General features: G+C 64.8%; 13 protein-coding genes and 1 pseudogene. 11 read left to right on the forward strand and 3 right to left on the reverse strand.

Annotated features, from left to right (window positions below; all coding sequences use genetic code 11):
- The first annotated feature begins 226 nt into the window (after nt 1-226).
- Genes MU848_RS12175 through MU848_RS12205 form a run of 7 tightly spaced genes read left to right on the forward strand, consistent with a single transcriptional unit; the run spans nt 227 to nt 6,487 of the window.
- Nucleotides 227-1,336, forward strand: coding sequence for an ABC transporter substrate-binding protein (locus MU848_RS12175; RefSeq protein ID WP_247232433.1), 1,110 nt, complete (start codon nt 227-229; stop codon nt 1,334-1,336).
- On the forward strand, nt 1,336-2,130 hold the full coding sequence (locus MU848_RS12180) for an ABC transporter permease (RefSeq protein ID WP_247232434.1): 795 nt from the start codon (nt 1,336-1,338) through the stop codon (nt 2,128-2,130). Before MU848_RS12175 ends, MU848_RS12180 begins: the two co-directional genes overlap by 1 nt.
- Nucleotides 2,127-2,891, forward strand: a complete 765-nt coding sequence (locus tag MU848_RS12185) for an ABC transporter permease (protein ID WP_247232436.1) — start codon at nt 2,127-2,129, stop codon at nt 2,889-2,891. Before MU848_RS12180 ends, MU848_RS12185 begins: the two co-directional genes overlap by 4 nt.
- A gap of 14 nt (nt 2,892-2,905) precedes the next feature.
- Complete coding sequence (locus MU848_RS12190) at nt 2,906-3,760, forward strand: ABC transporter ATP-binding protein (RefSeq protein WP_247232438.1); 855 nt, start codon at nt 2,906-2,908, stop codon at nt 3,758-3,760.
- On the forward strand, nt 3,760-4,368 hold the full coding sequence (locus MU848_RS12195) for a nitroreductase family protein (RefSeq protein ID WP_247232445.1): 609 nt from the start codon (nt 3,760-3,762) through the stop codon (nt 4,366-4,368). Before MU848_RS12190 ends, MU848_RS12195 begins: the two co-directional genes overlap by 1 nt.
- Complete coding sequence (locus tag MU848_RS12200; protein ID WP_247232447.1) at nt 4,365-5,315, forward strand: LLM class flavin-dependent oxidoreductase; 951 nt, start codon at nt 4,365-4,367, stop codon at nt 5,313-5,315. Before MU848_RS12195 ends, MU848_RS12200 begins: the two co-directional genes overlap by 4 nt.
- Before the next feature lie 14 nt (nt 5,316-5,329).
- Entirely contained in the window at nt 5,330-6,487 is a 1,158-nt protein-coding gene (locus MU848_RS12205) for an LLM class flavin-dependent oxidoreductase (protein WP_247232449.1), read from the forward strand.
- Between the two features lie 92 nt (nt 6,488-6,579).
- Here the strand turns inward: MU848_RS12205 and MU848_RS12210 are convergent, their stop codons facing one another.
- Together MU848_RS12210 and MU848_RS12215 are read right to left on the reverse strand one after the other, a co-directional pair.
- On the reverse strand, nt 6,580-8,949 hold the full coding sequence (locus tag MU848_RS12210) for a TonB-dependent receptor (protein WP_247232450.1): 2,370 nt from the start codon (nt 8,947-8,949) through the stop codon (nt 6,580-6,582).
- A gap of 164 nt (nt 8,950-9,113) precedes the next feature.
- Nucleotides 9,114-10,517 (reverse strand): FAD/NAD(P)-binding protein, encoded by a 1,404-nt coding sequence (locus MU848_RS12215; protein WP_315862463.1) that lies wholly within the window; start codon nt 10,515-10,517, stop codon nt 9,114-9,116.
- A gap of 174 nt (nt 10,518-10,691) precedes the next feature.
- On the opposite strand from MU848_RS12215, the gene MU848_RS12220 reads away from it, so the two are divergent.
- The 3 genes and pseudogenes from MU848_RS12220 to MU848_RS19135 form a co-directional block, all read left to right on the forward strand.
- Nucleotides 10,692-11,075, forward strand: coding sequence for a hypothetical protein (locus MU848_RS12220; RefSeq protein ID WP_247232452.1), 384 nt, complete (start codon nt 10,692-10,694; stop codon nt 11,073-11,075).
- 68 nt (nt 11,076-11,143) lie between these two features.
- Nucleotides 11,144-12,493: a DNA modification methylase gene (locus tag MU848_RS12225; protein WP_247232454.1), complete on the forward strand. Its 1,350-nt coding sequence runs from the start codon at nt 11,144-11,146 to the stop codon at nt 12,491-12,493.
- Nucleotides 12,477-12,728: pseudogene (locus tag MU848_RS19135) on the forward strand (DUF5681 domain-containing protein); the annotation flags it as partial. The gene MU848_RS12225 and the pseudogene MU848_RS19135, both read left to right, overlap by 17 nt.
- A 192-nt stretch (nt 12,729-12,920) precedes the next feature.
- Here the strand turns inward: MU848_RS19135 and MU848_RS12230 are convergent.
- Nucleotides 12,921-18,086: a hypothetical protein gene (locus MU848_RS12230; protein WP_247232456.1), complete on the reverse strand. Its 5,166-nt coding sequence runs from the start codon at nt 18,084-18,086 to the stop codon at nt 12,921-12,923.
- A gap of 349 nt (nt 18,087-18,435) precedes the next feature.
- On the opposite strand from MU848_RS12230, the gene MU848_RS12235 reads away from it, so the two are divergent.
- Complete coding sequence (locus MU848_RS12235) at nt 18,436-23,067, forward strand: hypothetical protein (protein ID WP_247232458.1); 4,632 nt, start codon at nt 18,436-18,438, stop codon at nt 23,065-23,067.
- Nucleotides 23,068-23,149: the final 82 nt, after the last annotated feature.

A 23,149-nucleotide genomic window follows, 5' to 3' on the forward strand; every position in this document is an offset into this window, starting at 1 on the left:
CAAGGGGCGTGCCAGATGGAAGAGCCGTTCACAGGCAGGCGGAACCGAGTCGTGAACGGCCACGACCGCTTCATTTCGCGCAGTGGGCCGGCCGCTCCTGCGGCGAAATCAGCAGCGGGATGCCCATGGCTTCGCCGAAGTCACGCAGAACCGCGCGAATGACCGCTTGGCACACGACATGCATGGCCTTTCGTCAAACCCGGTTCGCAGCATGGAGCCTTGCAGAGTGGCCTATCAATATAGCGCGTCTTTCCTTTCCAAATGCCGTCATGCCCTGGCGCTGCTCCTGGCCATGCTAGGCGGCGCCCTGCTGACCGGGTGCGGAGGATCGGGCGGAGCAACAGGCGGCGAGGCGGTCAAGACCCTGACCATCGCGTCGATCGCTTACCCCTATCAGGGCAAGCAGGTGTTCAACGGCCTCAATGGCGTGGTGATCCAGCAAGGCTGGCTCAAGGATCAGCTGGCGAAGAAGGGGGTGAACCTTGTCTTCACCCCCGTCTCGACGGCCGTTGGCGGACCGCTCATCAACGAAGGTTTTTCGGGCAAGCGGATCGATTTCGCCTCCTATGGCGACTTTCCAGCTGCCATTGCGGTAGCAGGCGGCGTGCCGTTGAAGATCGTGGCGCCGGTTGGCCAAGGGCAGGACGTCTATATCGTCGTGCGTAAGGGGCTGGCGGCCAGAAGCATCGCTGACCTCAAGGGCAAGCGGATCGCGCTGCATCGCGGGCGCCCCTGGGAGCTTCCTTTCTCCAAGCTGGTGGATAGCAGCGGCCTGAAGCTCAGCGACTTCAAGATCGTCAACATCAATCCCTCGGCCACGCCAGCAGCGCTGGAGTCCGGCAGCGTGGATGCCGCCGTGCTGCTGTCCGACGGGTTGCTGGTCGAACAGAATGGCATCGGCCGGGTGATCTGGTCGACGAGGCACGCGCCGGCCGACTGGAAGATGCGCGCCGAACTGTTCGGCCGCGCCGATTTTGTCGATGCGCATCCTGATCTGACGCAGCTGGTGGTGGACGCCTTCGTCCGCGCCGCCGCCTGGTCGTCGGATGAGGCGAACAAGGCCGAAGTCATCCGCAACGCCGCGCGCGGCGCCCTGCCCGAGCGGATCGTAGCCAAGGATTACGCCAATAGCGGCATCCCATGGCGTGAGCGCTTCTCGCCCGTGTTCAATCCTGCAGTGCGCACCCATTATCGCTCCGTTGCCGACTATGCGTTGCAGCGCGGCCTGATCCGCAAAAAGGTCGATGCCGACGCGCTGATCGACGAACGCTTCGTCGACAAGGCGCTGAAGGACCTGAAGCTGGAACAGTTCTGGACGCATGAGGCGCGAAGCTGATGGCCAGCCTTCCTCTCGCCACGACCCCGCCCACTGGATTTCGCCTGAGGCATGTGTCTCTGGCGGCCTTCATTGCCCCGGCGCTGCTGCTCGCCCTATGGCAGCTTGCCTGCGCCAGCGGCCTCTTTCCGCCGCAGGTGCTGGTGCCGCCCAGCGGCGTTGCCAAGGCGCTGATCGACATGGCTGCGTCGGGTGAGTTGCAGCGGCATGTGGGCGACAGCCTCTACCGGCTGCTCGTCGGCTTCGCGATCGGGGCGAGCGCGGGTATGGCGTTCGGCGCGGCGCTTGCCTTGTCGCGACTGATCGAGGCTGCGCTCTCGCCCCTCTTCCACACCATATGGCAGGTGCCGGTCATCGCGTTTGTGCCGCTGATGGTCATGTTCCTCGGCATCGACGAGCCTTTCAAGATCGCCGTCGTGGCGATCGCCGCCTTCTTCCCGATGGCGCTGGCAACATTCGATGGCATCAGGAGCGTGCCCCGCAATTGGTTCGACGTCGCCAAAGTCTATCGTTTGGCGCTGCATCAGCTGATCGGTCGCATCCTGCTGCCCGCCACCGTGCCCGCCGTTTTAACAGGGCTGCGCATTTCGCTCACCCGCGCCTGGGTCGTGCTTGTCGCGGCGGAACTGCTCGCCGCCGACAGTGGCATTGGCCAGATGATGGAGATGGGGCGGCAGCTGTTCCAGATCGACGTGGTGCTGGCCGGAGTCGTGGTCAGCGGGCTGATCGGCTTCCTGCTCGACCGCGGGGCACGCTGGGTCGAGAGCTGGGCCACCCGGTGGAGGGCCGCATGAGCGCGTCTCTTTTCCGCTGGCCGGTGCGGCTCGCCATCGGTCTTGTCGCGCCGCTGCTCTTGATCCTGTTGTGGCAAGCGAACGCCCACAGCGCGACCTTCACGCCGCCCGCTGCCGTCATTGCGGCCCTCGCCGAACTGCTACGTAGCGGCGATCTCGCCCGCGACACGCTGGCGACGCTGCAACGCGCCTTCACCGGCCTGACGATCGGCGCTCCTCTCGGCGTTGCGGCCGGTATCGCCATGGGTATCTGGAAGCCAGTCGACCGGCTGCTGGGACCGCTGCTCCACGCGTTGCGGCAGGTGCCGATGATCGGCTGGCTGCCTCTCATCGGCCTGTGGTTCGGAGTCGGCGAGGGGACGGAATTGATCGTCGTCGCCATGTCCGCCTGCTTCCCGTCGATGCTGAACAGCCATGCGGGCGTGGCACAGGTCGAGCGGCGCTATCTGGAAGTGGGCGGCATCTACCGCTTCACCACGCTCCAGCGCATCCGCTTCATCCTGCTGCCCGCCGCCATGCCGCTGGTGCTGACCGGCATCACCCAGGCGCTCGCCTTTGCCTGGATTTCCACCATCGGCTCGGAACTGCTCACCGGCGCAGGCTCCGGCCTTGGCGTAGCCATGCAGACCGCGCAGGTGCAGCAGCGTCTCGATGTCATGTTGGTCGTCATCAGCGTCACTGCCGTCCTAGGCTTCCTCATCAACCAGTTGTTCCGCCGCCTGCGCCAGTCCCTGCTGCGCTGGCAACCGTCCCAGTCATGATCCGGAGAAACGGCATGAGCCCTCACCCCCATGCCCGCGAAGAGCGTGCCGCCGCCACATCCAGCCGGGGGGCACTGACCGTCAGCGGCCTCGACAAGAGCTTCGACATCGGCGGCCAGCCGCGCAAGATCCTCGACAACATCAATCTCGACGTCCGCCCCGGCGAATTCGTCAGCATCGTTGGCGCATCGGGTTGCGGCAAGTCCACGCTGCTGCGCCTGATCGCCGGACTCGACACCGACTATAGCGGCGAGTTGCGGCTCGACGGCGACCGCATCGCCACCACCAGTCTCGATCGCGGCATTGTGTTCCAGGACCACCGGCTTTTCCCGTGGATGACGCTGGAGCAGAATGTCGAACTGGCGCTGCTCAACACCGAAACGCCCAGGTCGCGCCGGGCGCAGATCGTCGCCGATCATATCGCCCTGGTGAACCTCAAGGGCTTCGAGAAAGCCTATCCGCATCAACTCTCGGGCGGCATGGCGCAGCGCGCCGCCATCGCTCGCGCACTGGTGACCGAGCCCAAGCTGCTGCTGCTGGACGAGCCGCTGGGCGCGCTCGACGCGCTGACCCGCGTCCATGTGCAGAACGAACTGCAACGCATCTGGATGACGCAGCGATCGACCATGGTGATGGTGACGCATGATGTGGAGGAGGCGCTGTATCTGGGCGACCGGGTCATCGTGATGTCGCCCAATCCCGGCCACATCCGCCGTATTGTAGAGGTTGACCTGCCGCATCCGCGTGACCGTCGCGCGCCGCTGCTGCACCGGCTGAAGGACGAAATCCTGGCCGAGCTCACATCCGGCGCGGATGCGGCCCAAACCCCCGATAATCTTGTCCACCTGCCCAGCAGAGAGGCCCGCTGATGAGCCGTATTGCAGATCATCCCGTCGACCCCCTTTTCACCAACCGCTGGTCGCCGCGCAGCTTCACCGGCGAACCCGTACCGGACACCGTGCTGCGGACGGCCTTTGAAGCGGCGCGATGGGCGCCCTCAGGCATGAACGCGCAGCCGTGGCGTTTCCTTGTCACCAGACCAGATGACGCCTGGTGGGGGACCTATCTGGGCCTGCTGATGCCGCGCAACCGGCTCTGGGCGGCGAAGGCGTCCGCGCTCATCCTGATCCTTTCCGCGCGCGAACTGGAACGGCGCGGCGAGCGTGTTCCCAACAGTTCACACAGTTTCGATGCAGGCGCCGCCTGGGCGAACTTCGCGCATCAGGCGCTGCTTTTGGGGTGGCACACGCACGGTATTGGGGGCTTCGATCGCGAGGCCGCGCGTGCGCGCCTGAACATCTCGCAGGATTTTTCGATCGAGGCCATCATCGCACTTGGCCGCAAGGGGGAACTTGAAGGGCTGGACCCCGAATTTCACGGCAGCGAAGCGCCCAACGGCCGCCGCCCGCTCGACGAAACCGTTTTCGCCGGAACGCTCGACAGCCCGGCGTTCGCAGAGGAAAGGGACGCCGCGTGACACTGAATATCTATTGGCGGCTCGACCCCGCCGCCGACCCGCAGCGCTCCGAACCGCGCAACTGGCCTTTGCCTGCGCTCGCCCGTGACCGCCGCGTGAGTCACCAGAACCGCTTCGACTATTATCTCCAGGTCGGGCAAGCTGCCGCGCAGACTGCCTTTGACGGTTTGTTCGTGCGCCACCGAATCGAGGCCGACGAAAGCCGCATCATCGCCGCCATCGTGGCGCGCGCGGTACCGCGCCTGACCGTCGTGGCGGAATTTCCCGTCTCGGTTGGATCGGCTGTCTATGCGGCCAAGCAGGCGACGACCTTCCAGCGCTCGACCCACGGTCGGCTCGGCTGGGCGATCGCGCCGGACGCCGAACCGGCAATCCGCAAGGCGGAGGCCGATTTCGTGGACGAAGATGATCTGGGGCGGCGGCTCGACGAATTTCTGACCGTTGCCCGCGGCGTGCATCAGCAGCGCCCCTTCAGCTACAAGGGCGCGCATTTCGAGGTGGAGAATGGCGGCTTCGACGCCCCGCTCAACCGCGTGCCTTTCCCGCGCATCTTCCTGCAAGGAGAGGGCGAGCAGGCGCTGGCGGTTTCGACGCGTCATGCCGATGTCCATCTCTTCCAGCCCGCTCCCGCTGACGCGCTTGCCCATGGCGTCGCACGGCTTCAGGCGCTGACAGGTGGACGGATCGGCGCGGGTCTGATCCAGCCGCTGCTGATCCGCGAGGACAAGGCCAGTGCCGAGCGCGATGCAAAAGGCCGCGATCTCGCGCCCGGCACGCTCCTCGCCAGCTATGACGAGGCGGCCGAACAACTCGCCGGGATCGTTCACGCCGGTATCAGCGAACTGGTGCTGGAAGCCGGGCCTTCGCTGGAGGAAGCCTATCGCATCGGCCAACATCTTCTGCCCCGTCTGCGCGAGCTGACCGCCACAGTGCGCGCTGCCGCCTGAAGGAGACTACTCCCATGTCCATCGACTTCTATTGGCGCCTGCCGACGCATGGCTGCCACAACAGCATCCAGACCAGCGGCTATGAACGGGGCGACTGGTCGGCGCTCCAGCCCGGCAATATCGCGCCCGGTCTGGATCGTGCAGGTCAGCCCGACGGCTTCACCTATATCGACCATCTCGCGGGGATCGCGCAGGCGGCGGAGAGCGTCGGCTTTCAAGGCGGGCTCATACCCTCCTTCCCCAATACCGACGATCCGTGGGTCATTTCATCCCTTCTTGCGCGCGAGACGAAAAGCTTCCGCTTCATGATCGCCTTCCAACCGGGGTTCGGCAATCCGGTTCATACAGCGCGCATGGCTGCGAGCCTGCAGCGGGCGACGGGCGGACGGCTGCTGTTCAACATCATTACCGGAGGTGGCGGCCCGGCCCAGCTCTGGTGGGGCGACAGCTTCGCTCATGATGACCGCTACGGTCGTACCAGCGAATTTCTCGACATCTTCAAGGGCGTCTGGGACTCATCCGACTTCTCCTATGACGGGAACTTCTACCAGCTGCGCGACGGCGGGTTGGCGCCGGTCCTTCAGGGCGAGGTGTTCCCCGAAATCTGGTTCTCCGGCTCCTCGGATGCCGCACTCCAGACGGCGGCAAAGCATGCCGATTACTATCTCTCCTGGCTCGAGCCGTTCGACCAACTGGGCGACAAATTTGCGCGAGTGAAGGAGCGCACAGCAGCGCTGGGCGGCGAACAGAAATGCGCCGTCCGCGTCGATCTGGTCGCCCGCGCCACCGAGGAAGAAGCCTGGGCGGACATCGCCAAGGGCTTCGACAATGTGAGCGAGGAAACCCGCCAGCGTTGGCGCGGACAGGCAACGGACTCGGTGGGCGCCGCCCGGCAAGCCGCGCTTCGGCCCACTGATGCGCGGCGTTATGATGAGCTGATCGTCGCGCCTAACCTCTGGGGCGGGTTCAACCTGTTGCGTGGCGGACCGGCACTCGGCATCGTCGGCAGCTATGAGCAGTGTGCGGCCCGGCTTGACGACCTGATCGCGCGCGGCACCGATGCCTTCATCCTTGCCGGCACGCCGCATCTGGAAGAAGCCTATCGCGTTGGCGAAGAAGTGCTGCCGCTGCTCGGACGTCACGCGCCGGCTCTGCTGGCTGCGGCAGAGTAATCCACCCTTCGTCAGGTAAAAAAAGAGGCGTCGGGAAATCCTCCCGGCGCCCCTTTTGCGTTAGGAGGCCGGGGATCGCCCGGCCTCCGTCTTCAGAAACGGAACAGCGCAGCCATCCCCGCTGTGCGCGGGTCGGCCCAGGCCACCGTGTCTCCGGTGATGTTCTGCGCCGCGTTGGCCGCCGGCAGCGAGTGGTTGAGGTAGCGAACGTCGAACAGATTGTTGATGAAGCCCGTGACGCTCAGCTTCTCGTTCGGCGTCGTGTATGTGGCGCGCAGATTGGTAACAGTGAACGGCTTCTGCTGAAGATAGGAGCGATTCACCGGGTCCTGCGGCGTCACATAGTAGAATTGCCGCGACTGATACCGGGCATCCGCGGCCAGTTCGAGCGACCCGAGATCGGCTAGGCCGAACTTGTAGGAGCCACCGACATTAAGCGTGACCTTGGGAGACCGCACGAAGCGGTTACCGGCAAGGCTCGTCGCGCTGTTCTGGACAATGAAGCTCGTATATTCCGTATCGAGCAGACCCAAGGCCGCGTTGAACTTCAGCCCATCGAGCGGTGTGAGGCCCAGTTCGAACTCCGCGCCATCCACTTTCGCCTTCGCCGCGTTCTGGAGATAGGACACGGTCGCTCCGCCCACCGCGCCCGGGTTCGGGCCAACGACATTCACCTGTACATTCTTGTAGTCATAATGGAAGGCGGTAGCGTTGAATGTCACCAGCCCGTCGAACCAGCTTGACTTGTAGCCGATTTCATAGGCGTCTAGCTTTTCCGGTTCGACTGCGGTCAGCGCGACCGCCAGCGTCGCCGCAGTGTTGAAGCCGCCCGACTTCACCCCGTGCGAGAATTTGGCGTATACAAGGTTGTTGCGGTCGATGTTCCAGGACGGTGTCACATCATAGGTGAAGGCGTCCCAGGTGCGCTTGAGATTGCCGGCAAAATTGCTGCCGACAGGGCCAATGGGCCCGAAATTGCCGGTATAGCTGTCCCACCACCGGGCATAATTGCTCCAGCTGGTGACTGCACCGTTTACGTTGGACGCTTGCGAAGCGCGGCGGACGAGGTCCAGCGTCTTCGTCTCGCGCGTAAAGCGCGCGCCCAGCGTCAGTTTCAGCGCGTCGGTGAAGCGGAAGGTCGTGCTGCCGAAGACCGCGCCGCTTTCCGCCTTGTGGTTGTACGCCGTGTTGCTGAAGGCGACAGCCGGGCCGGTGGGCGTGATCTGCCGTGCCGGCACCGCAGACTGCGGCAGCGTCGCGGAAAAAGCGTTGGACCGGATCTTCTCGTTGAAATAGAAGGCGCCCACGATCCAGCTCAGCCGGCTCTCCCCGGTCGATGCCAACCGCAATTCCTGCGTCCATTGGCTTGTCCGCGCCTCTGTGAAGCTGCGCGAAATTTCCAGCGGCGTATAGTCGGTGTCGCCCGCGCCTCGCGTCTTGAACCGTTCATAGCCAGCGATCCAGGTCAGCGCCGCCGGACCGAGGTCCCAGTCCACATGCAGCGACCCGCCGAACTGCTTGTTGCGGCTATATTCAGGCGCATTGGTGCTGATGTCGTTGATGTCGGTCGACGGCACATAGCCGCTGCGGAATTCGCCACTGGGCAAATAGCTGGCGGTCGTCCAGTAGGTGCCGTTGGTGTCATAATCCCGATAATGAACGCTCAGCAGCGCCTGCAGATTGTCGGTCGGCTTGGCGAGCAACTGGCCCCTGAGCACATTGTCCTTGATCTCGTTCGACTTGTTGCCAGTGTAGAGATTGTCGAAGCGCCCGCCACGGTCGTCAAAGCGGAACGACACGCGCGCCGCCAGCTTCTCATCGACCAAAGTCGTGCCCACGCCGCCCTCGGCGATCTTGTTGTCGTAGCTGCCATATTCCAGCTTCACATAGCTGTCGTCCTGACCATTGAGCGACGGACGCTTGGAAATGACGTTGATCGCGCCACCGGTCGTGTTCTTGCCCCACAGCGTGCCCTGGGGGCCGCGCAGCACTTCCACGCGTTCCAGGTCGAACAGCGGCAGGCCAGTGGCGCTGGAGTTGCTGATATAGACATCGTCGAGGTAGAAGCCGACCGGATTGGCGAGGTCGAGTTGTTGCTGCCCCGCACCGACACCACGGATCCACCAGCGTGGGCGGCCATGCTGCTGCGTGCCGGCAGACGCATTGGGGACATAGTTCAGCACTTCGTTCGCAGATCGGCCGAGGCCGCCCACCGAAAAGAGGTCCTTGTCAAAGGCGGTGACAGCAACTGGCACATCCTGCAGACGCTCTTCCCGACGCTGGGCGGTCACGACGATACCCGCGCCGGAATCGGCATCGGCAGCATCAGCCGGTATGGCGCTGTCCGCAGGCGCGGTGGTTTCGCTGGCGATAGCGGCCGGTATCTGCCCTGCTGCCAACAGGGCGAAGGCGCTGGCGCCCACTATACGACGGGTTCGGGACGAGTGGACAGGTCTGGACAAGGAGGTTCCCCCATTTGTTGAAACAAGTCCGCGTTGCGCGGATCGGACGGGGGAATCCGTCGCAAATGCTGTGCCATTTTATTAACAGATTGTTTTTAAAAGATATTGATCAACATCATGCCGAAGCGCTGGTTGAAATTGCACACTCGGCAAAGATGTTGCTGTTATGTCAGCAACAACGGAAGGTCCGGCTGGCCTGCTTTGGGAACGCGGCCTACAGCCCTTCCGCTTCGACCCAGTGTGCGCCGGTGATCTCGCGCGCGAGCGCCCAGACCTGCCGGCGGATGTCGGGAACCGCGACGATCTCCCCAATGCGCGCCGCGCGTCATGGGACCTACTACGAACAGGCGTTGTTGCGCGGTGCCGTCGCTGGCGATGGCGCGGCACTGGCGGTCCACATCGATGCCGATGGAAAGCGGATCGGGCCGGATATCGCCTCGTTCCGCCAAGCGCTGCAGCAGCGGTTCACGCGTCCGGTGCAAATCTCCCAGCGGACCCGTGCAGTTGATGACCCGCGCGACGTGTAGCGCTTCGACCTTTGTCTGCCCGCGAGCGCGCAGTGCGACGACGAGCGACGTTCCTTCGGGCACCACCTTCACTAGCGTTCCGGCTCGTACCTGCAGCCGGCCATCCGCTCGCATGCGGCCAAGTCGCTCTGCGACCTGCGGCGCGATGCGGTGGCGATGCACGTCCCAATAGGGGCGCAGGTGGCGCAGGAATCGGCTCCGCTCGTCCGTGGTTGCGGCCCGCCACATGTCCTGAATGAAGGGGCGCAGTTCGTCGACCGCGCCGCGCCAGCCAATCTCCGCGCTGCGGGTCCTTATCTGCTGGACGAAGCTGGAGAGGCTGCCCGTTGGCCGTTCGTTGCGCGGGGCATAGGGCGAGGGCGCACGATGATCATGAGGCGCCAGTCCTCGCCGGGAAAGCGCCGTTATGCGACCTCGGAAACCCGCATTCTCCAGACTGAGCGCGCAGTCTACGGCAGTAAGCCCGCTCCCGAGCAGGAGTATCTCGTCGGCCGGTTGCAAACCCTCCGCCACGTCCTGCGCCCATGGGTCGTTGACATAGGCGCTGCTGTTTATCCCGCTGAAGGCAGCCATGTCGTGGGGCGGCAAATTGCCCGGGGCGAGCGCCGCTACGTCGGCATCCACATGGCCGCCGGACCGCAGCATCACGCGAACGCCGGCTTCGGTTCGAAGCAGGTCTACGGCGTCATCGGTCAGTGCCGTGAGCCTTCCCGGCGCGTGGCTGCTCACCTCCTGCAGCAGGGCGCACAGATAGGCGCCATAGTCGCGCCTGGTCGCGAAGCTGCCTTCGCCTCCCATCCCCTGCTTCTTCAGCCACTCGACGAAATGACCTGGCTGGTCGGGAAGCGCGCTCATGTTCGCAGCCCGGACGTTGAGGATGTGTCCCTCCTGCGCCGCTCCATAGGCGAGGCCGCGCCCTAGTCGATCCGCTCGCTTCTCGATGATCGTGACCCTGAGCGACCCGTGGCGCAGCAGGTTGATCGCCAGCAGGGTTCCGCTGAACCCTCCACCAATGACGACGGCGTGATCAACCTTCAGCATGGCAAATCATTCGCGCAGGCTGAACCGCCGAGTCAAACTGTGTTTTCCGCTTAGAGGTTGCCCTGCGCTGTGCCCCTTTGTCAGCAATCGTATCCGATGGGAGCCGCAGGGGGAGGGGGCTTCCAATCACGGAAAGGCATGGTTTAACTCTCGCGACGGGCAAGGAGGCGAGCGATGGAGGACAATGACGAACGGACCAAGAGACGAGGAAAAGGGCGGCCGCCCGCCCCGTTCAAGATTGAACGGCTGGCTATCGCTACCCACCTGATCAATCAGGGCTGGACTTTTCAGGCAGCGGCAGAAGAAGGGGTGACCTTCTACAGATATGATCGGGCCTCGGGCAAATATGTCCCGGACGATGATGTGAACGCACTCATGCCGCAGACGAAGAAGCGTCGCAGGGTAGCACTTCACCAGATTCGCAACGAACTGCTGGCACCTAAGTATCTGGGTGATGGGCCGCCAGTGGCACATCTGCATATCCTGCCGACGCCCTTGGCGTTTCGCTTGGAAACCCCGCTGAAGCGAGGCCGGCCCAAGAAAAATCGCGCACCCTGACTTTTCGCTTTATCCATACATTTTTCTCGTTCCAATGAAGCGTCCTCCATCAATCAAAGGGGGACAATATGAGTTTGCGCAGTGGTGAACTGGAAGAGATCCCGGGGCTGGGAGACAATCTCTCCGCCGCGGTTGAAATCCGGGTGAATGACCTCCGGGCATTCCCCGGTCATCCATGGAAAATCAGCAAAGCGGATATCGACCGCGCGAAGCCGATAGTCGCACGATATGGCGACAGGGTGCTCCCGGTCCTGGTCGATGACGAAAACCACCTGATGTCCGGCGAGATATTCGTCGAGGCGGCGCGGCTGCTTGGACGCAAGACGATCCGGGTGATCAGGCAATCCAGCCTGCCCAAGGCGGAAGCGCTGATGCTGGGGACAGCCATCACCAAACTTCAGACGCTGGGCGGCTGGGATGGTGCGGCGATAGAGACAGCGCTTCGCGAGTTCGAGGAGTTCGTCGAGGATTTTTCCGCCAGTCTGATCGGCTTCGCGCCGGGAGAACTGGACCGGATTATCGGCGCCGCTTCCGCTGGAGTGGAGGCCGACAAGATCCCGGCCATTCAGACACTTCCGGTATCCCGGCCGGGGACGGTCTGGAAGTGCGGCAACCATATGGTGCTTTGCGGCGACGCGACCGATCCCCAGGCAATCCAGGCGCTGCTGGCCGGTGAAAAGGTGTCGGTCGCCCTGTGCGATCCACCTTTCGGCTGCAAGATAGACGGTTTTGTCTCGAAGAAGGGCCGGCACCGGGAGTTTGTGCAAGCGTCAGGAGAAATGGATGATGGCGCGCTGTTGAACTTCTTCGCCAACTTCTGCCGGGCGATGGCCACGGTTCTTGCCCCCGGGGCACTTGTCTATCTCTTCATAGACTGGCGGAGTTTGCGTCTGCTGCAGCAAGCGGCGGAGGCTGTGTTTGGAAAGCTGATCAACCTGTGTGTCTGGGCCAAGGACCGGGCGGGCATGGGCAGCTTCTACCGCTCGCAGCACGAACTGGTTCTGCTGTTCGCCATGCCCGGTGCGCGCCATCGCAACAATGTCGAGCTTGGCCGTCACGGTCGCGATCGATCGAACCTGTGGTCGTGGCCCTGTGCCGCCTCGAGCCGGAAAGGGCGAGAGGGCGACATGCTGGGCAACCACCCCACCCCCAAGCCGGTCGAGATGATTGCGGAAGCGATCATCGACAGCAGCCTGAGAACCGAGATCGTGTTCGACTGCTTCCTTGGCTCGGGCACGACGCTGATCGCCGCGGAACGCACAGGGCGCAGGTTCAGGGGCATGGATCTCGATCCGCTCTATGTCGATCTGGCCGTTCGCCGGTGGCAGGAATGGACGGGAAAGGAGGCGATCGAAGCCGCTTCCGGCCGCAGCTTCAACGAGATTGCGCTGGAGGTGCAAGATGGCACGCAAGACTGATGACTATGAGGTCGGCTATGGCAAACCACCCAGGCACAGCCAGTTCCCTCCCGGTGTCTCGGGCAACAAGGGGCGTCGACGCAAGACGGAGAATTCAGCCGAGATCGTGGCGAGGGTGCGCGACGAATTGGTACTGGTGAATGGCAGGCATGTGACGAAGTTCGAACTGGCGATCCAGCAGACCGTCAATCAGACCATCCGATCAGGGAAGCCTCGTGACCTTAAGCTGCTGTTCGAACTGCTGGACATAGACGTATGCGTTCGGAGCGCGACCTGCGGCGCCGACAGAGGCGACATTCTCGGCCCCGAATTGGTTTACCGATATCTGCCATTCATTCAGCAACTTACCGACGACGGTAGCTGGCCCGATAGGAGACTGACAGCTTTCGTTATCCGGGCAACCAAAACGGACGAGGTCACTCGACTCTCATTCGGGCGGGGTGCGGCGAACGAGCGCCACGGTCGCGGCTTCGGCCGCCGCCGTGACACGGCCCTCCAGATCATGCGCTTCGGCGACACCGACCGCGACCAGTTGCCCCAGCGCCCGATCGATCCGCGCACGCGCCGGATGCGCTGGTGCGAGCAACCCCGGGTCCTCGACCACCACCGCCTCGAACCATTGCACGACCTGACGGCCGACGCCCGCCGCGATCCAGAGGCCCGGCGATGTCGTGCGGCCGAACCAGGCCTCGGCTGCGTCGAGCAGGAAGTCGAGATGCCGCGCGCGCGGCGCAACCAGCAACAGGTTCATCGTGCAGCGCGCCACGAACACGGTCTGCCCGCCAGGCAGCATCGGGCGCAGCACCGGCAGAAAGGGATCGACCCTGTCGAACAGGGCGCGCGGCAAATAGCTGTGCGTCCCGTTGATCATTCCATAGGTGTTGAACAGCATCTTCGCGATGATGCCGCCGCTCTCCATGTCGATCCGCGCTTCGGCAGGGTCGCGGGCATGCTGCCACCGGTTGAGGGTCATCACACGGCCGACCAGCTTTGCGCGTAGCGCCACCGGTCGCGCCGCCGCACGGCCGCTGTCGTTGAAATAGAGCGCGTCGGCAGCATGCTGCACCGTTTGCGCGACTTCGCCGAACGGCGTGTCCGGCAGGTCAGTCACGAAGGGCAAGTCGGCCGCGAACGCCGCATCGTCCCCGTCGAGTAGCCGCTCGGCGTAGAAGGCGTAATAGTGCATATTCCAGTCGTTCGGGTCGCGGCTGACCTCGGCATCTGCCGCATAGCCCAGCCCGTTCATTCGCCCCGTCCACTCGGCATAGGCCGAGACGATCTCCTGCCGCCAGCCGATCGCGCCGGCAGGCGCCGACTGTATCATCGCGAGCCATTGAGCCGCCGCCCGATGATCGGCATGAAGGATGGCTGGCGACGCGTCGATCGCGGTCGCGAGCGCGTCGTCGGCGTCGAGCTCCTCCGGCGTGACCGGTCCCGGCACTCGCATCCGGCTAGCCCTGCGCAGTTTCGGACGCTCGTCGGGCCAGGCTGGCCAGTCCGGCTCCGCACTGCCGTCAAGCCAGGCCAGCTCGGCGGCTACTGCCGCATCGATCCCGGCGGCACGTTCCGCTTCGAACGCCGGGTGGGGCGCCTCGTCTTCCCGCTCGTAGCTTTTCCAGCGCCACGTCATGCTGGCAAAAGCCGCGCGCATCATCGCCTTGAAGAGGCGTGGCTCGATCTCGAGGATGCGCTGGACCGCCGCCGCCACCGCGGGGGCCGGCGCCCGGTCCTGTCGTGTCGCCAGCGCGACCAGCGCATCGCGGTCGGCGGTCTGGCCCTGCCGCGCCCAGAGATGGATCAGCGCTAGGATCGCGATCGCCGGGCGGTTGTAGCGCAGCGTGTCGCGCGAGCCGCCGCCGCGATCGGATTTCTCCTCAAGCGCGATGGCGATCACTTGCCGGACCCAGGCTTCGTTCGCCGCGAGCAGCGCGTCGTCGCCGTCGCGCGCGACCAGCAGCGCCGTCGTGATCAGCCGCGTCGAGCGTGACTGGAGCACGTCGGTATCGCTGCCATCGGGCACGCCGCCCTCGGCATAGGCGACCGCGTCGCGCGCGGTGTCGGCAGTCGCGTAGTCGCCGCCCTCGGCGGCCATCGAAATGCGCGCTTCCATGCCGCTTGCCTGGACCGACACGTCGCGCTTGGCTTCGAGTGCCGCGAAATGCGCGGCCTCGACCGGCGGCGAGCGATATTCGAGATTGCCGTCGTCCCGCTCGAACCAGTTCGCCCGGGTAAGGAGGTTGAGCGCGTTCCGTCCGGCCAGCTCCGGGTCGCTCAACGTCGCGTGCGCGCCATAAGGCTCAAGCGTCTCGACCGCGGCCGCGAGCGCTGTCCGCAACCCGTTGCCGACCGGCTCATCGGCGAGGAAATTCGGCAGGGTGTCGATCAGCGAATAGCCGCGCGAGGGGCGTGCTCGAAGATCGGCCATGCGCACCGGACCCTTCGGCTCTTCCTTCAGCCCAAACGTGTCGAGCCCCGACCCCATCTGATCATGGATCTGCCGGGTGCGATCGTCGGCGAGCAGCCGCGGGCTGGCGAGGAACGGCGCGAGCGGCCCGCGCGCGACCGTTCCGTGCGACAAGAGAACATCGATCGCGATCAGCAGATAGGCGGCGGCGCTCGCCTCGGGTCCGAGAATGTCGGCCAACACCGCCTCGACCGTATCGCCGTCATCGAGCCGCTTCTGGCTCCACGCCTCCAGCGCCAAAAGCCCGGAGGCGGCCGCATATTCATTGCCGCGGCCCCGCGACCAGCCATAGCTCCAGGCCCAGGGGAAGAAGCGCGGCCCCTCGCCAAAGTCGACTGCGATACCATCGTCGCCGGGCTCGCGCCCGTCGGTGCGAAACGCGATCGCCTCCTCGACCAGTGCCCGGATCAGCGCCAGTCCTTCAGCCGGCGCGGCATTCAGGAGGTCGAGAAACGGCGGTTGTGCGGGCGACGGCGGCAGATAGTCGCTGTTGGCAAAGCTGAAGGCGCGCTCCATCGCCCGGTCCCGCCCGCGCCGTTTGTCCTTCTTCTCGATCAGGCTCGCCTTGACCATCGCCGCGAGCTCGGCCGGCGCGACCGGCGCGATCACGCTAGAGAATTGGCGCAGATCCTTCATCTTGTGATGGTCGCCGTCGCTCGTGATCGCGGTGAGATAGGCCTTGAGCGCGTCCGGCGCGAACGACCCGATCAGCATCGTCATCAGCCGGAGCTTGTCGATCGTCTGCCGCCGTACGTCGCTCGCCCAGCGTGCGCGACCGTCCATTCCTGGGATCGTGACCGGGGTGTCGCGCAGATCGAGCTGGCAGAGCCAGCCGAACAGCAGCCGGGCGGTGCGCTCGGCGAGCGAGGGGAGCATCTTGAGGAAGAAGGTCTGGACCTCGACCAGCTCGACCACCGCGCCGATCGCCGACATGGGGATCTCGGCGGCGTGGCCGAGCACCCAGCGCAGCACCAGGACCGACGATCCCGTCACATCGGTCCGGTACGACCGTGGCAGATCGACCTTCGATCCGTCAGGCAGGGTGATGACGTCTGCCGCCGCCTGCGTCTCGACCGCGACGATCGTGGTGGACAGTTCGGCGAGAAGCGCGCCTCCCTCGGCAAGGAGCGAGACGCTCGCCTTATCGAGCACGTCTATGGCGACTTCGGATCGGACGAGGGCAAGGATCGCCTGGCGGCGCCACGACCCGTGCGCGCTCGGCGGCGAGAGATGCGCAAGCAGGTCGAGCCAGGCGCTCGCATCCTTGCCCGTCTCGAGCATGAGCCGCGCGGCGATTTCGACGCCCCGGGCGACGCGCGGCGATACGGGCCCGCTCAGGTCGAAACCGGCCAAGCGGGACGGGTCTTCGACGAGATAGGTCCCGATCGCCCAGTCGCGCAGCACGTCATGGTAGAAATCGAGCCGGTCGCGCCTGGCCTCGCGGACCGACTGCGCAGCCAGCAGATGGTCGCGGGCCGGCGAATCCTCGGCGAGATCGATCCCGGTCTCGCCCTTGAGCGCGGCGGTCGCCAGCGCCTCGAGGATGCGCTGCGCTGCCCGCACCTGGGCCGCAGGCGCGCCATCGGCACTGGTCCACCACAGCTGCGCGAGCTCGGCTTCGGTCCGCACCGACGCGGCGCTCGGCTCGCGGAGTAATCGCGACAGGCGGTAGAGATTGCGCGCAAGCTGGGCCGCGGGATGGCTGGCATCGAGCAGCATGCCGAGTTCGGGCGCCTGGTCGACCAGGATCGCGACTTCCTCGTCCGACAGCGCCCCGACCTCGACCGCATGCAGCCCGCCAAGCGCGGTCGCGATTCCAGCGTCGAGCCAGGGAATGGCGTCGCTGGCGCCGCCCCGCCGTGCGGTCGCGATCACCGTGAAGCCGGGAATAGTGGAAGCTGCCCGCAGCAACTCGCTGATCGTGCGCTGGCGCCCCGCATCGTCGATCATGTCGATGCCGTCGATGAAGAGATACGCCCCGCCGCTCGCCGCCAGATCGGTCAGGAAGGCGTCGGCCGATCCGGGGATTCCGAGCGCGTTCGCCAGGTACAGCCAGCCGCTTGGCGGTGTCGCCTCACGGTCGAGGACGATGATCGGCGCGCGCGCGGCGACGCGCTCGGCATGGTGGCGCAGCACCCAAGACTTGCCGACACCGGTATCGCCGCGCACGACGATGAAGCGCTGCGTCTCCGCCGCCTCGTCGAGCGCCGCGACCTCCATCAGCCGCGGCAGCGTCACGCCCGCGACGCTCGTACCGATCTGCGCGAGGGTGTTATGCGCGAGTTCGGCGAGCCGCGCGCGCGCCGGGCCGTAATCGCGTTCGCCGGCGAGCTTGAAATCGGCCTCGGCGAGATTGGCCTTGAGCGCGGCAGCGTCGATTTCGCCACCCCGCGTGCCTGTCTGGATCGAGAGATCGACCAGCCGGCTCCACAGCGCCTCGGCGCGTGCGACTTGCTCGTCGGCCAGCGCCATCCGCGCAAGCGCCAGACCATAGGTCCGCGCGATCGGCGCACTTGCCTCGAAATCGAATTCGAGGATCAGCATCCGGCGGAGCAGCCGCCAGATCGCCTCATCCTCGTCGGCGACACCGCCCGCGACCAGATGCGCGCGCGTCGTCGCGACGAACGCGCGCATGTCGTCGTTCGCCACGCCCTTGGCGCCCAGCCGAGTGAAGAACTCGTACGCTGTTTCTGCGCTGCGCGCCCAGCCCAGCACATCCTGATAGGCGCCCGAAATCTTGCGGCTGGTACGCTGCGTGGCGATCCCGAACAGATGGCGCTCCGCCGGCACGTCGCCGATCGTGCTGCTGGCGATCTGATGGGTGACGTCCTTGTAGACCGCGTCCTTTGGCGAAAACTGGATGTCGCGCTTCGACTGGATTTCGAGCAGCGCATCCCCTCTGGCGCCGACGCCCTTGATGATGAGGTCGTCGAGCTTGAAACCTTGCTCGACTCCCTGGAGGCGCACGCTGGTTACGCGCGCATCGGGCAGCCCCGGCGCCCTATTGCCGGTCAGGATCGCCAGCAGATAGAGCGCGCCGAGCTCGCCTTCGATATAGGCGCCGGCCGCACCGCGCGATGCCGGGCTCGATCCATGCTCGGTGTGGATACTGGACCCCTCTTCTGCCATCCCCCAGATGTGCGAGCGATCGCTCGCGCGTTCAAGCGAAACGCGCAATAGCGAGGATCGCGATTGCAACGACGCGGACCGATCATGGTTCAGCGGCGGTCACTGTTCGCAAACGATGGCTCGCAGAAAACACACTGGACTAAGCTGTGCGCCGATGTGAGGAAGTTAGCCTCAACAGGTGGGCAATGTAGTGGATTTTTTAGACAAGCAAATCGCACCACCCAGCAACTGGGAGACGTTCGAAGAACTCTGCCGCGCCTTATTTGCAGCTGTCTTCAAAAACCCCCTCGCTTCGAAAAACGGTCGCCGGGGACAGCCCCAGCATGGTGTTGACGTCTTTGTCGAGCTCTTGGATCAGCCCGGTAGCTGGGTTGGCGTTCAGTGCAAGGGCAAGGATCTCGGATACGGATCCAAAGCCACCAAGGCCGAGTTTGATGCGGAGCTTGTTAAGGCTGGCAATTTTCAGCCGGACCTATCCCGTTGGATTTTTGTCACCACCGCGCCTGACGACGCCAAACTTCAGGAACATGCGCGAAAGACAAGCACGGCGCGGGTTGCTGTTGGGCAGTTCCCGGTGGAAGTCCTGGGATGGGGTTCGCTGCTGGCGCTTATCGCGCAGCACCACCCTGTCATCCGGCAATTCTACCCTGAGCAGGCCCCGGCGGCACAGGATGACCTCGCGCGGGTCGCGACGGCCGGGGACGCCGCGCTAGCCAGCATCTACGACACGCTCCGGCTTGGCTCAACCGAGATTGCCATAGAACGGCCCGAGACCTGGAGACGCGCGAGCGAGGCCTTTGCCGAGGAACGCGTTGTCCGGCTGACGGGCGACGGCGGCACGGGCAAGTCCGCGATCCTGAAGCGTCTCGCGCAGGCCTTCGATGGGCCGCGTATCGTGCTCAAGGACAATCGCGTGTCCGCGACCAGCCTCGTCCAGCATTGCTCGCAACTCGGCGTCGATAGCGACCCGGCGGAATTGATCGATCTGGCCAGTAGCGATGGCGAGGCATTGTGCGTGATCGACGGCGCCGATCGCTTGCTGATGTCGGCCGGACGCGGGGTCGTCCTCGATCTCTTCCGCGCAATTGCAGGCTCTCAAAACCGCGACCGCTGGCGGATCGTTACCAGCGCCCGCTCTTACCAGGATCGGGACTTGGTCGCGGACGCGCTCGTCGAAGCCGGGATCACCGAAACGGGAACCCCGGTCGCCGTCGAAGGCATCACCGATGCTGATACCAAACTGCTGGCCCAAGCGTTTCCAAGCTTTGCACCGCTATTGGCGCGTCGCGACCTGGGCCGCCAGAACCGTTCGCTGTTCCTGATCCGGGAACTGCTCAAGCGGGGGACACCGCCGGCCGAGACATGGACCGAGCTCGACATCGCCGACGCCTGGGCGTCTGGGGAGGCGCGGCGAAGCAGGGCGCTGGCCGAAATCGGAGCGGCGCTCGTGTCGGTGCCCGTCCGGCTCCCCGGCCGATCCGAGATAGATCCGGACGGGCTGCAGGCGCTGATCGACGAAGGTACCGTCCTTCAGCTCCCGAACCGCGATGCGTTTCGCCTGGTCCATGACGTGCACGAGGACTGGCTGCTCGCCCGGCACCTCAATGCCCGGCGCAGCGAACTCCCGGCAATCCTTGCCGCCGCCGATCAACCGCTCTGGTGGCTCCGGGCCGTCAGGTTGAGCGCCCAGCTGCTCCTGGAGACGGGTGACGTCGCAGGATGGCGGGAAATGCTCGCCAATCTAGACGCCGCAGAAGGGCTGGACCCGGCCTGGGCTCGCGCGGTGCTCGCGGCACCACTCTATTCGGAACGCTCCGACGAGATATTGGCGCGCCTGTCCGAGAACCTCCTCTCCGACAAGGCCAGCCTGTTGTTGCGCGTGCTCGACACGCTGATCGTCTTCGAAACGCGCCTCGACGAACGGATGTTTGCTCTGCTCGCGGACCGGGATGAAGAGACCCGCTACACCATGGCGGCCTATTGGCGGCAGCCCCACTACCCGAGCTGGGTTCCGTTCCTGAGGTGGTCGCTACCGCATTGGCGGGAATGGCCAGGAAAGCTTGTGCCGCGGCTCTCGGAGGTCGCAGCGATATTCGCGCGGGCCACGGCGAATATTCCCAATGGCTTCTCCGAAGGCCTCGCCAAGATCGTGCACGAATGGCTGATCGAGATCGAGGACGCCTGCTATGTCGAGACGTTTGACGATCGCCGAGAGCCGTTCGGGGTAAAGCTTGACCACTATCGTGGCTGGGAGAAGGTCGAAGACCGCCTCCGCGAGGTGCTCGTCGCATGCGTGGAGTCCTCGCCCTCGACGGTTAATGCCTATCTGCGACGCCTCACGACCGGAAAGAGTCTCGGACGCCCGCGAACGGATATCATCGAGTCGCATGGCAGAGTTCCGGCAAAGCTCCCGCAGGCATGGACCGACCTTTGCCTGCGCCAGTTCCTCCCCCGCCGGCGCCGCGCGCGCCGCGATGGCCCGTTAGGCGGGGAGCTGTTCCAATGGCATGATTATGAGCGCGCTGGTCTCGGCAGCGACCAGGGCATGTCGCCCTCCTCAGCCTTGCGGGCCGGCCTCGATCAATTATTCGAAGCGGATTCGGCACAGGCGCTTCGCCTGTTCCATGCGCTCGAGCGGCGTGCGAGCGTGCATTGGCGGTGGCGTTCCAAATGTTACGATAGGAGGCGACCCCGGCCCCTTGTCATCGACTTGGGCCACCGCAAGGTCACGCTGTGGGGCGACGATCCGGTCTATCGATGGTCGCGCGGCATTCTCGGATCGAACGTTCTGGGATCGGTCTATCTCGCGCTCGACGACTGGCTTGGCCGTCAGGCCGAAGTCGGCCGCCCCGTTGCCGAGCTGATCGATCTAGTGCTCCAAGATCAGGGCCTTGTCGCCACCGCAACGCCCCTGATCGCGATCGTGAGCGAGCAAGTGAACACGGCGGGCGCCATCGACTCCGCGGGCGCCTTCCTCGCACTGCCCCGCCTTTGGGAATATGACATCCACCGGCACATCGACGATCAAGGGGGAGCGCATCGGATCGGTGTCTTCTCGGCCGAGAATATCCATTTTCAGGCGAACGAGCGCAATCATCAGCGCCACATGAAGCGCAGTCCGCTCCACCATGCTCTGCTTCTGCCGTTCCGGCTGATGACCGGCGGCGAGGTGCGCCAGCGCTTCGATGCCGCGCGGCTCGCCTGGACCGCAGATGATCTCTCCAGCTTCGAGGACGAGTTGGATAACCAGGCGCTCGTGTCGGAGCGGACCGCGCAAATCGAACGATTCCGGTCGGATGGCGATCCCGGGCAACTCGTCTTCGAAGAAGCCAAGCAAGGTGTGAAGGTCAGCATCTCCCCACCCGAGGAAGCGCTGCCCGAGATGGAAGCGATGGGCACGGCCAACCGCTTGCTCGGCGAGGCCACCGCGCTTGCGAACTGGATCCGCGCCACCCGCGAACAGCGAAGCCTCTCGCAGGCCATACCCATTGCCGACGCGATCGAGCGCGCAACCCAACTCGCCGCCGCGCTCGAGGATGCCGATAATGCTCATCTGGATCTTGCGCGCACGTTTGGCGCCGCCGCCATCGTCGGCACGGCAGCAGTTGCTGCAAGGCATTTGAACGAAGCGGAACTGGCCACCCGTCGCGCCTGGATCGAACACTGGCTTTTGCTCGGAGCATCGGGGGGCGAGCGTGAGGATGTCGACGGCTATGCGATATTGTTCGACGACTTTCAGGTCTTGGCCGCATGGGGCTTGGCAAGCCTAGCGAGCCGAGGGCCTGCGAACGCGACCATCGACGTCCAAGTCACTTTCCTTGCACTGCACCGCGTGCACGCGATCGCCCAAGGGGCTCTTGAAGGACTGCAATGGTCGCTGCGCCCTGATTTCGTGCGGGCGCTGCACATCGCCGCGCTCGACACCTGCGTCGTCAATATAGGCTGGTGGTGGCGCGGCGACCGGCAGCGCGACAAGGCGAAGCTCCAAAATGCCCGGGAGCGCAGGCGAGCGATGCGCTGGGCGCTTGGTTCTCACGGGGTTCGCGCGCCACTGCTGCCTCCCGCCCCCGATAGCTGGAAATGGGTCTGGACCGGCAAATGGCCGCGCCCGCTGCAACGGCTCTATATGCCGGCCAAACGCGTCCTCAGTTGGGGTCGAGCGCTGGCGCTGACCAAGGGCCTCGACTGGGCCCGCCTCACCGATGGCGGCAAGTACCACGCGCTATTTTCGACCTATTTGACCAAGCTTGTCGAATGGACACGCGCCTATTCGGAGGACACCGATCGGCACGATCGCCAGTTTCCCTATGAATGGGGTCACGGGCTCGCCAAGGAACTGGGCCGGTTCACGGTCGCCCATGGGGGCGGGGATGAATGGACGGCGTTGATCGCATTTTCCCGTCACGACCGGCCCGAAGATCTGGTCGGCGAGTATCTCGAAGGTGCGATGGCATCCCTCGTGGAAAGCGGCGAACGGCCTGACGCCGGCTTCTGGTCAAGCTGGCAGCCTGCCGCGGACTGGATGCTAGAGCACGCGATTCCAAAGCGTCGCGGTCGGTACGATCACCTGTCGCATGGCGCCGGGGCGGCGGGTTTCGTCGGGCCTTACTACACACCATTGCCCCCGGACTGGCCCCATCTGGAGGATGTTCTCGGCGCGGTCGATCGCTGGGTGCGCGCGACCGCGCATCTGCCGGCGGGCGCCTATTCGGTGATCCAGATCGTCGAACGCATGAGCCCCGACCAGCGGGTGCGCTGGTTCCTGCCATGGCTGGCGCATTGGACCCAGCTCCACGGGCCCGATGAAAGCTTCTGGTCCTATAACGGGTTGGCGAACAAGGCGGCCGTCTTGCTCAAGCCTCTTTCCGACTCGAGTAATGATGTACGCACCAGTGGGCGCGCGGTCCTCGCCATTCTAGCAGACTCCGGGTCGACCGCAGCCAGAGAAGTGGTAGCGGCGTTTGCTACACGGCGAGATTAGACCCATCTCAGACCACTCCGGCGGCAGCTTTTGGGATCAAGATCAGCTCATTGAACGGCAACTCTTGAGGCGCGTTGCTGAC

The organism is Sphingobium agri (assembly GCF_023051225.1).
GTDB lineage: Bacteria > Pseudomonadota > Alphaproteobacteria > Sphingomonadales > Sphingomonadaceae > Sphingobium > Sphingobium agri.

Coding starts and splice junctions, on each gene's coding strand:
- MU848_RS12180 (WP_247232434.1), top strand. CDS start 1,336: ATGGCCAGCCTTCCTCTCGCCACGACCCCGCCCACTGGATTTCGCCTG.
- MU848_RS12185 (WP_247232436.1), top strand. CDS start 2,127: ATGAGCGCGTCTCTTTTCCGCTGGCCGGTGCGGCTCGCCATCGGTCTT.
- MU848_RS12190 (WP_247232438.1), top strand. CDS start 2,906: ATGAGCCCTCACCCCCATGCCCGCGAAGAGCGTGCCGCCGCCACATCC.
- MU848_RS12195 (WP_247232445.1), top strand. CDS start 3,760: ATGAGCCGTATTGCAGATCATCCCGTCGACCCCCTTTTCACCAACCGC.
- MU848_RS12205 (WP_247232449.1), top strand. CDS start 5,330: ATGTCCATCGACTTCTATTGGCGCCTGCCGACGCATGGCTGCCACAAC.
- MU848_RS12215 (WP_315862463.1), bottom strand. CDS start 10,517: ATGCTGAAGGTTGATCACGCCGTCGTCATTGGTGGAGGGTTCAGCGGA.
- MU848_RS12220 (WP_247232452.1), top strand. CDS start 10,692: ATGGAGGACAATGACGAACGGACCAAGAGACGAGGAAAAGGGCGGCCG.
- MU848_RS12225 (WP_247232454.1), top strand. CDS start 11,144: ATGAGTTTGCGCAGTGGTGAACTGGAAGAGATCCCGGGGCTGGGAGAC.
- MU848_RS12230 (WP_247232456.1), bottom strand. CDS start 18,086: ATGGCAGAAGAGGGGTCCAGTATCCACACCGAGCATGGATCGAGCCCG.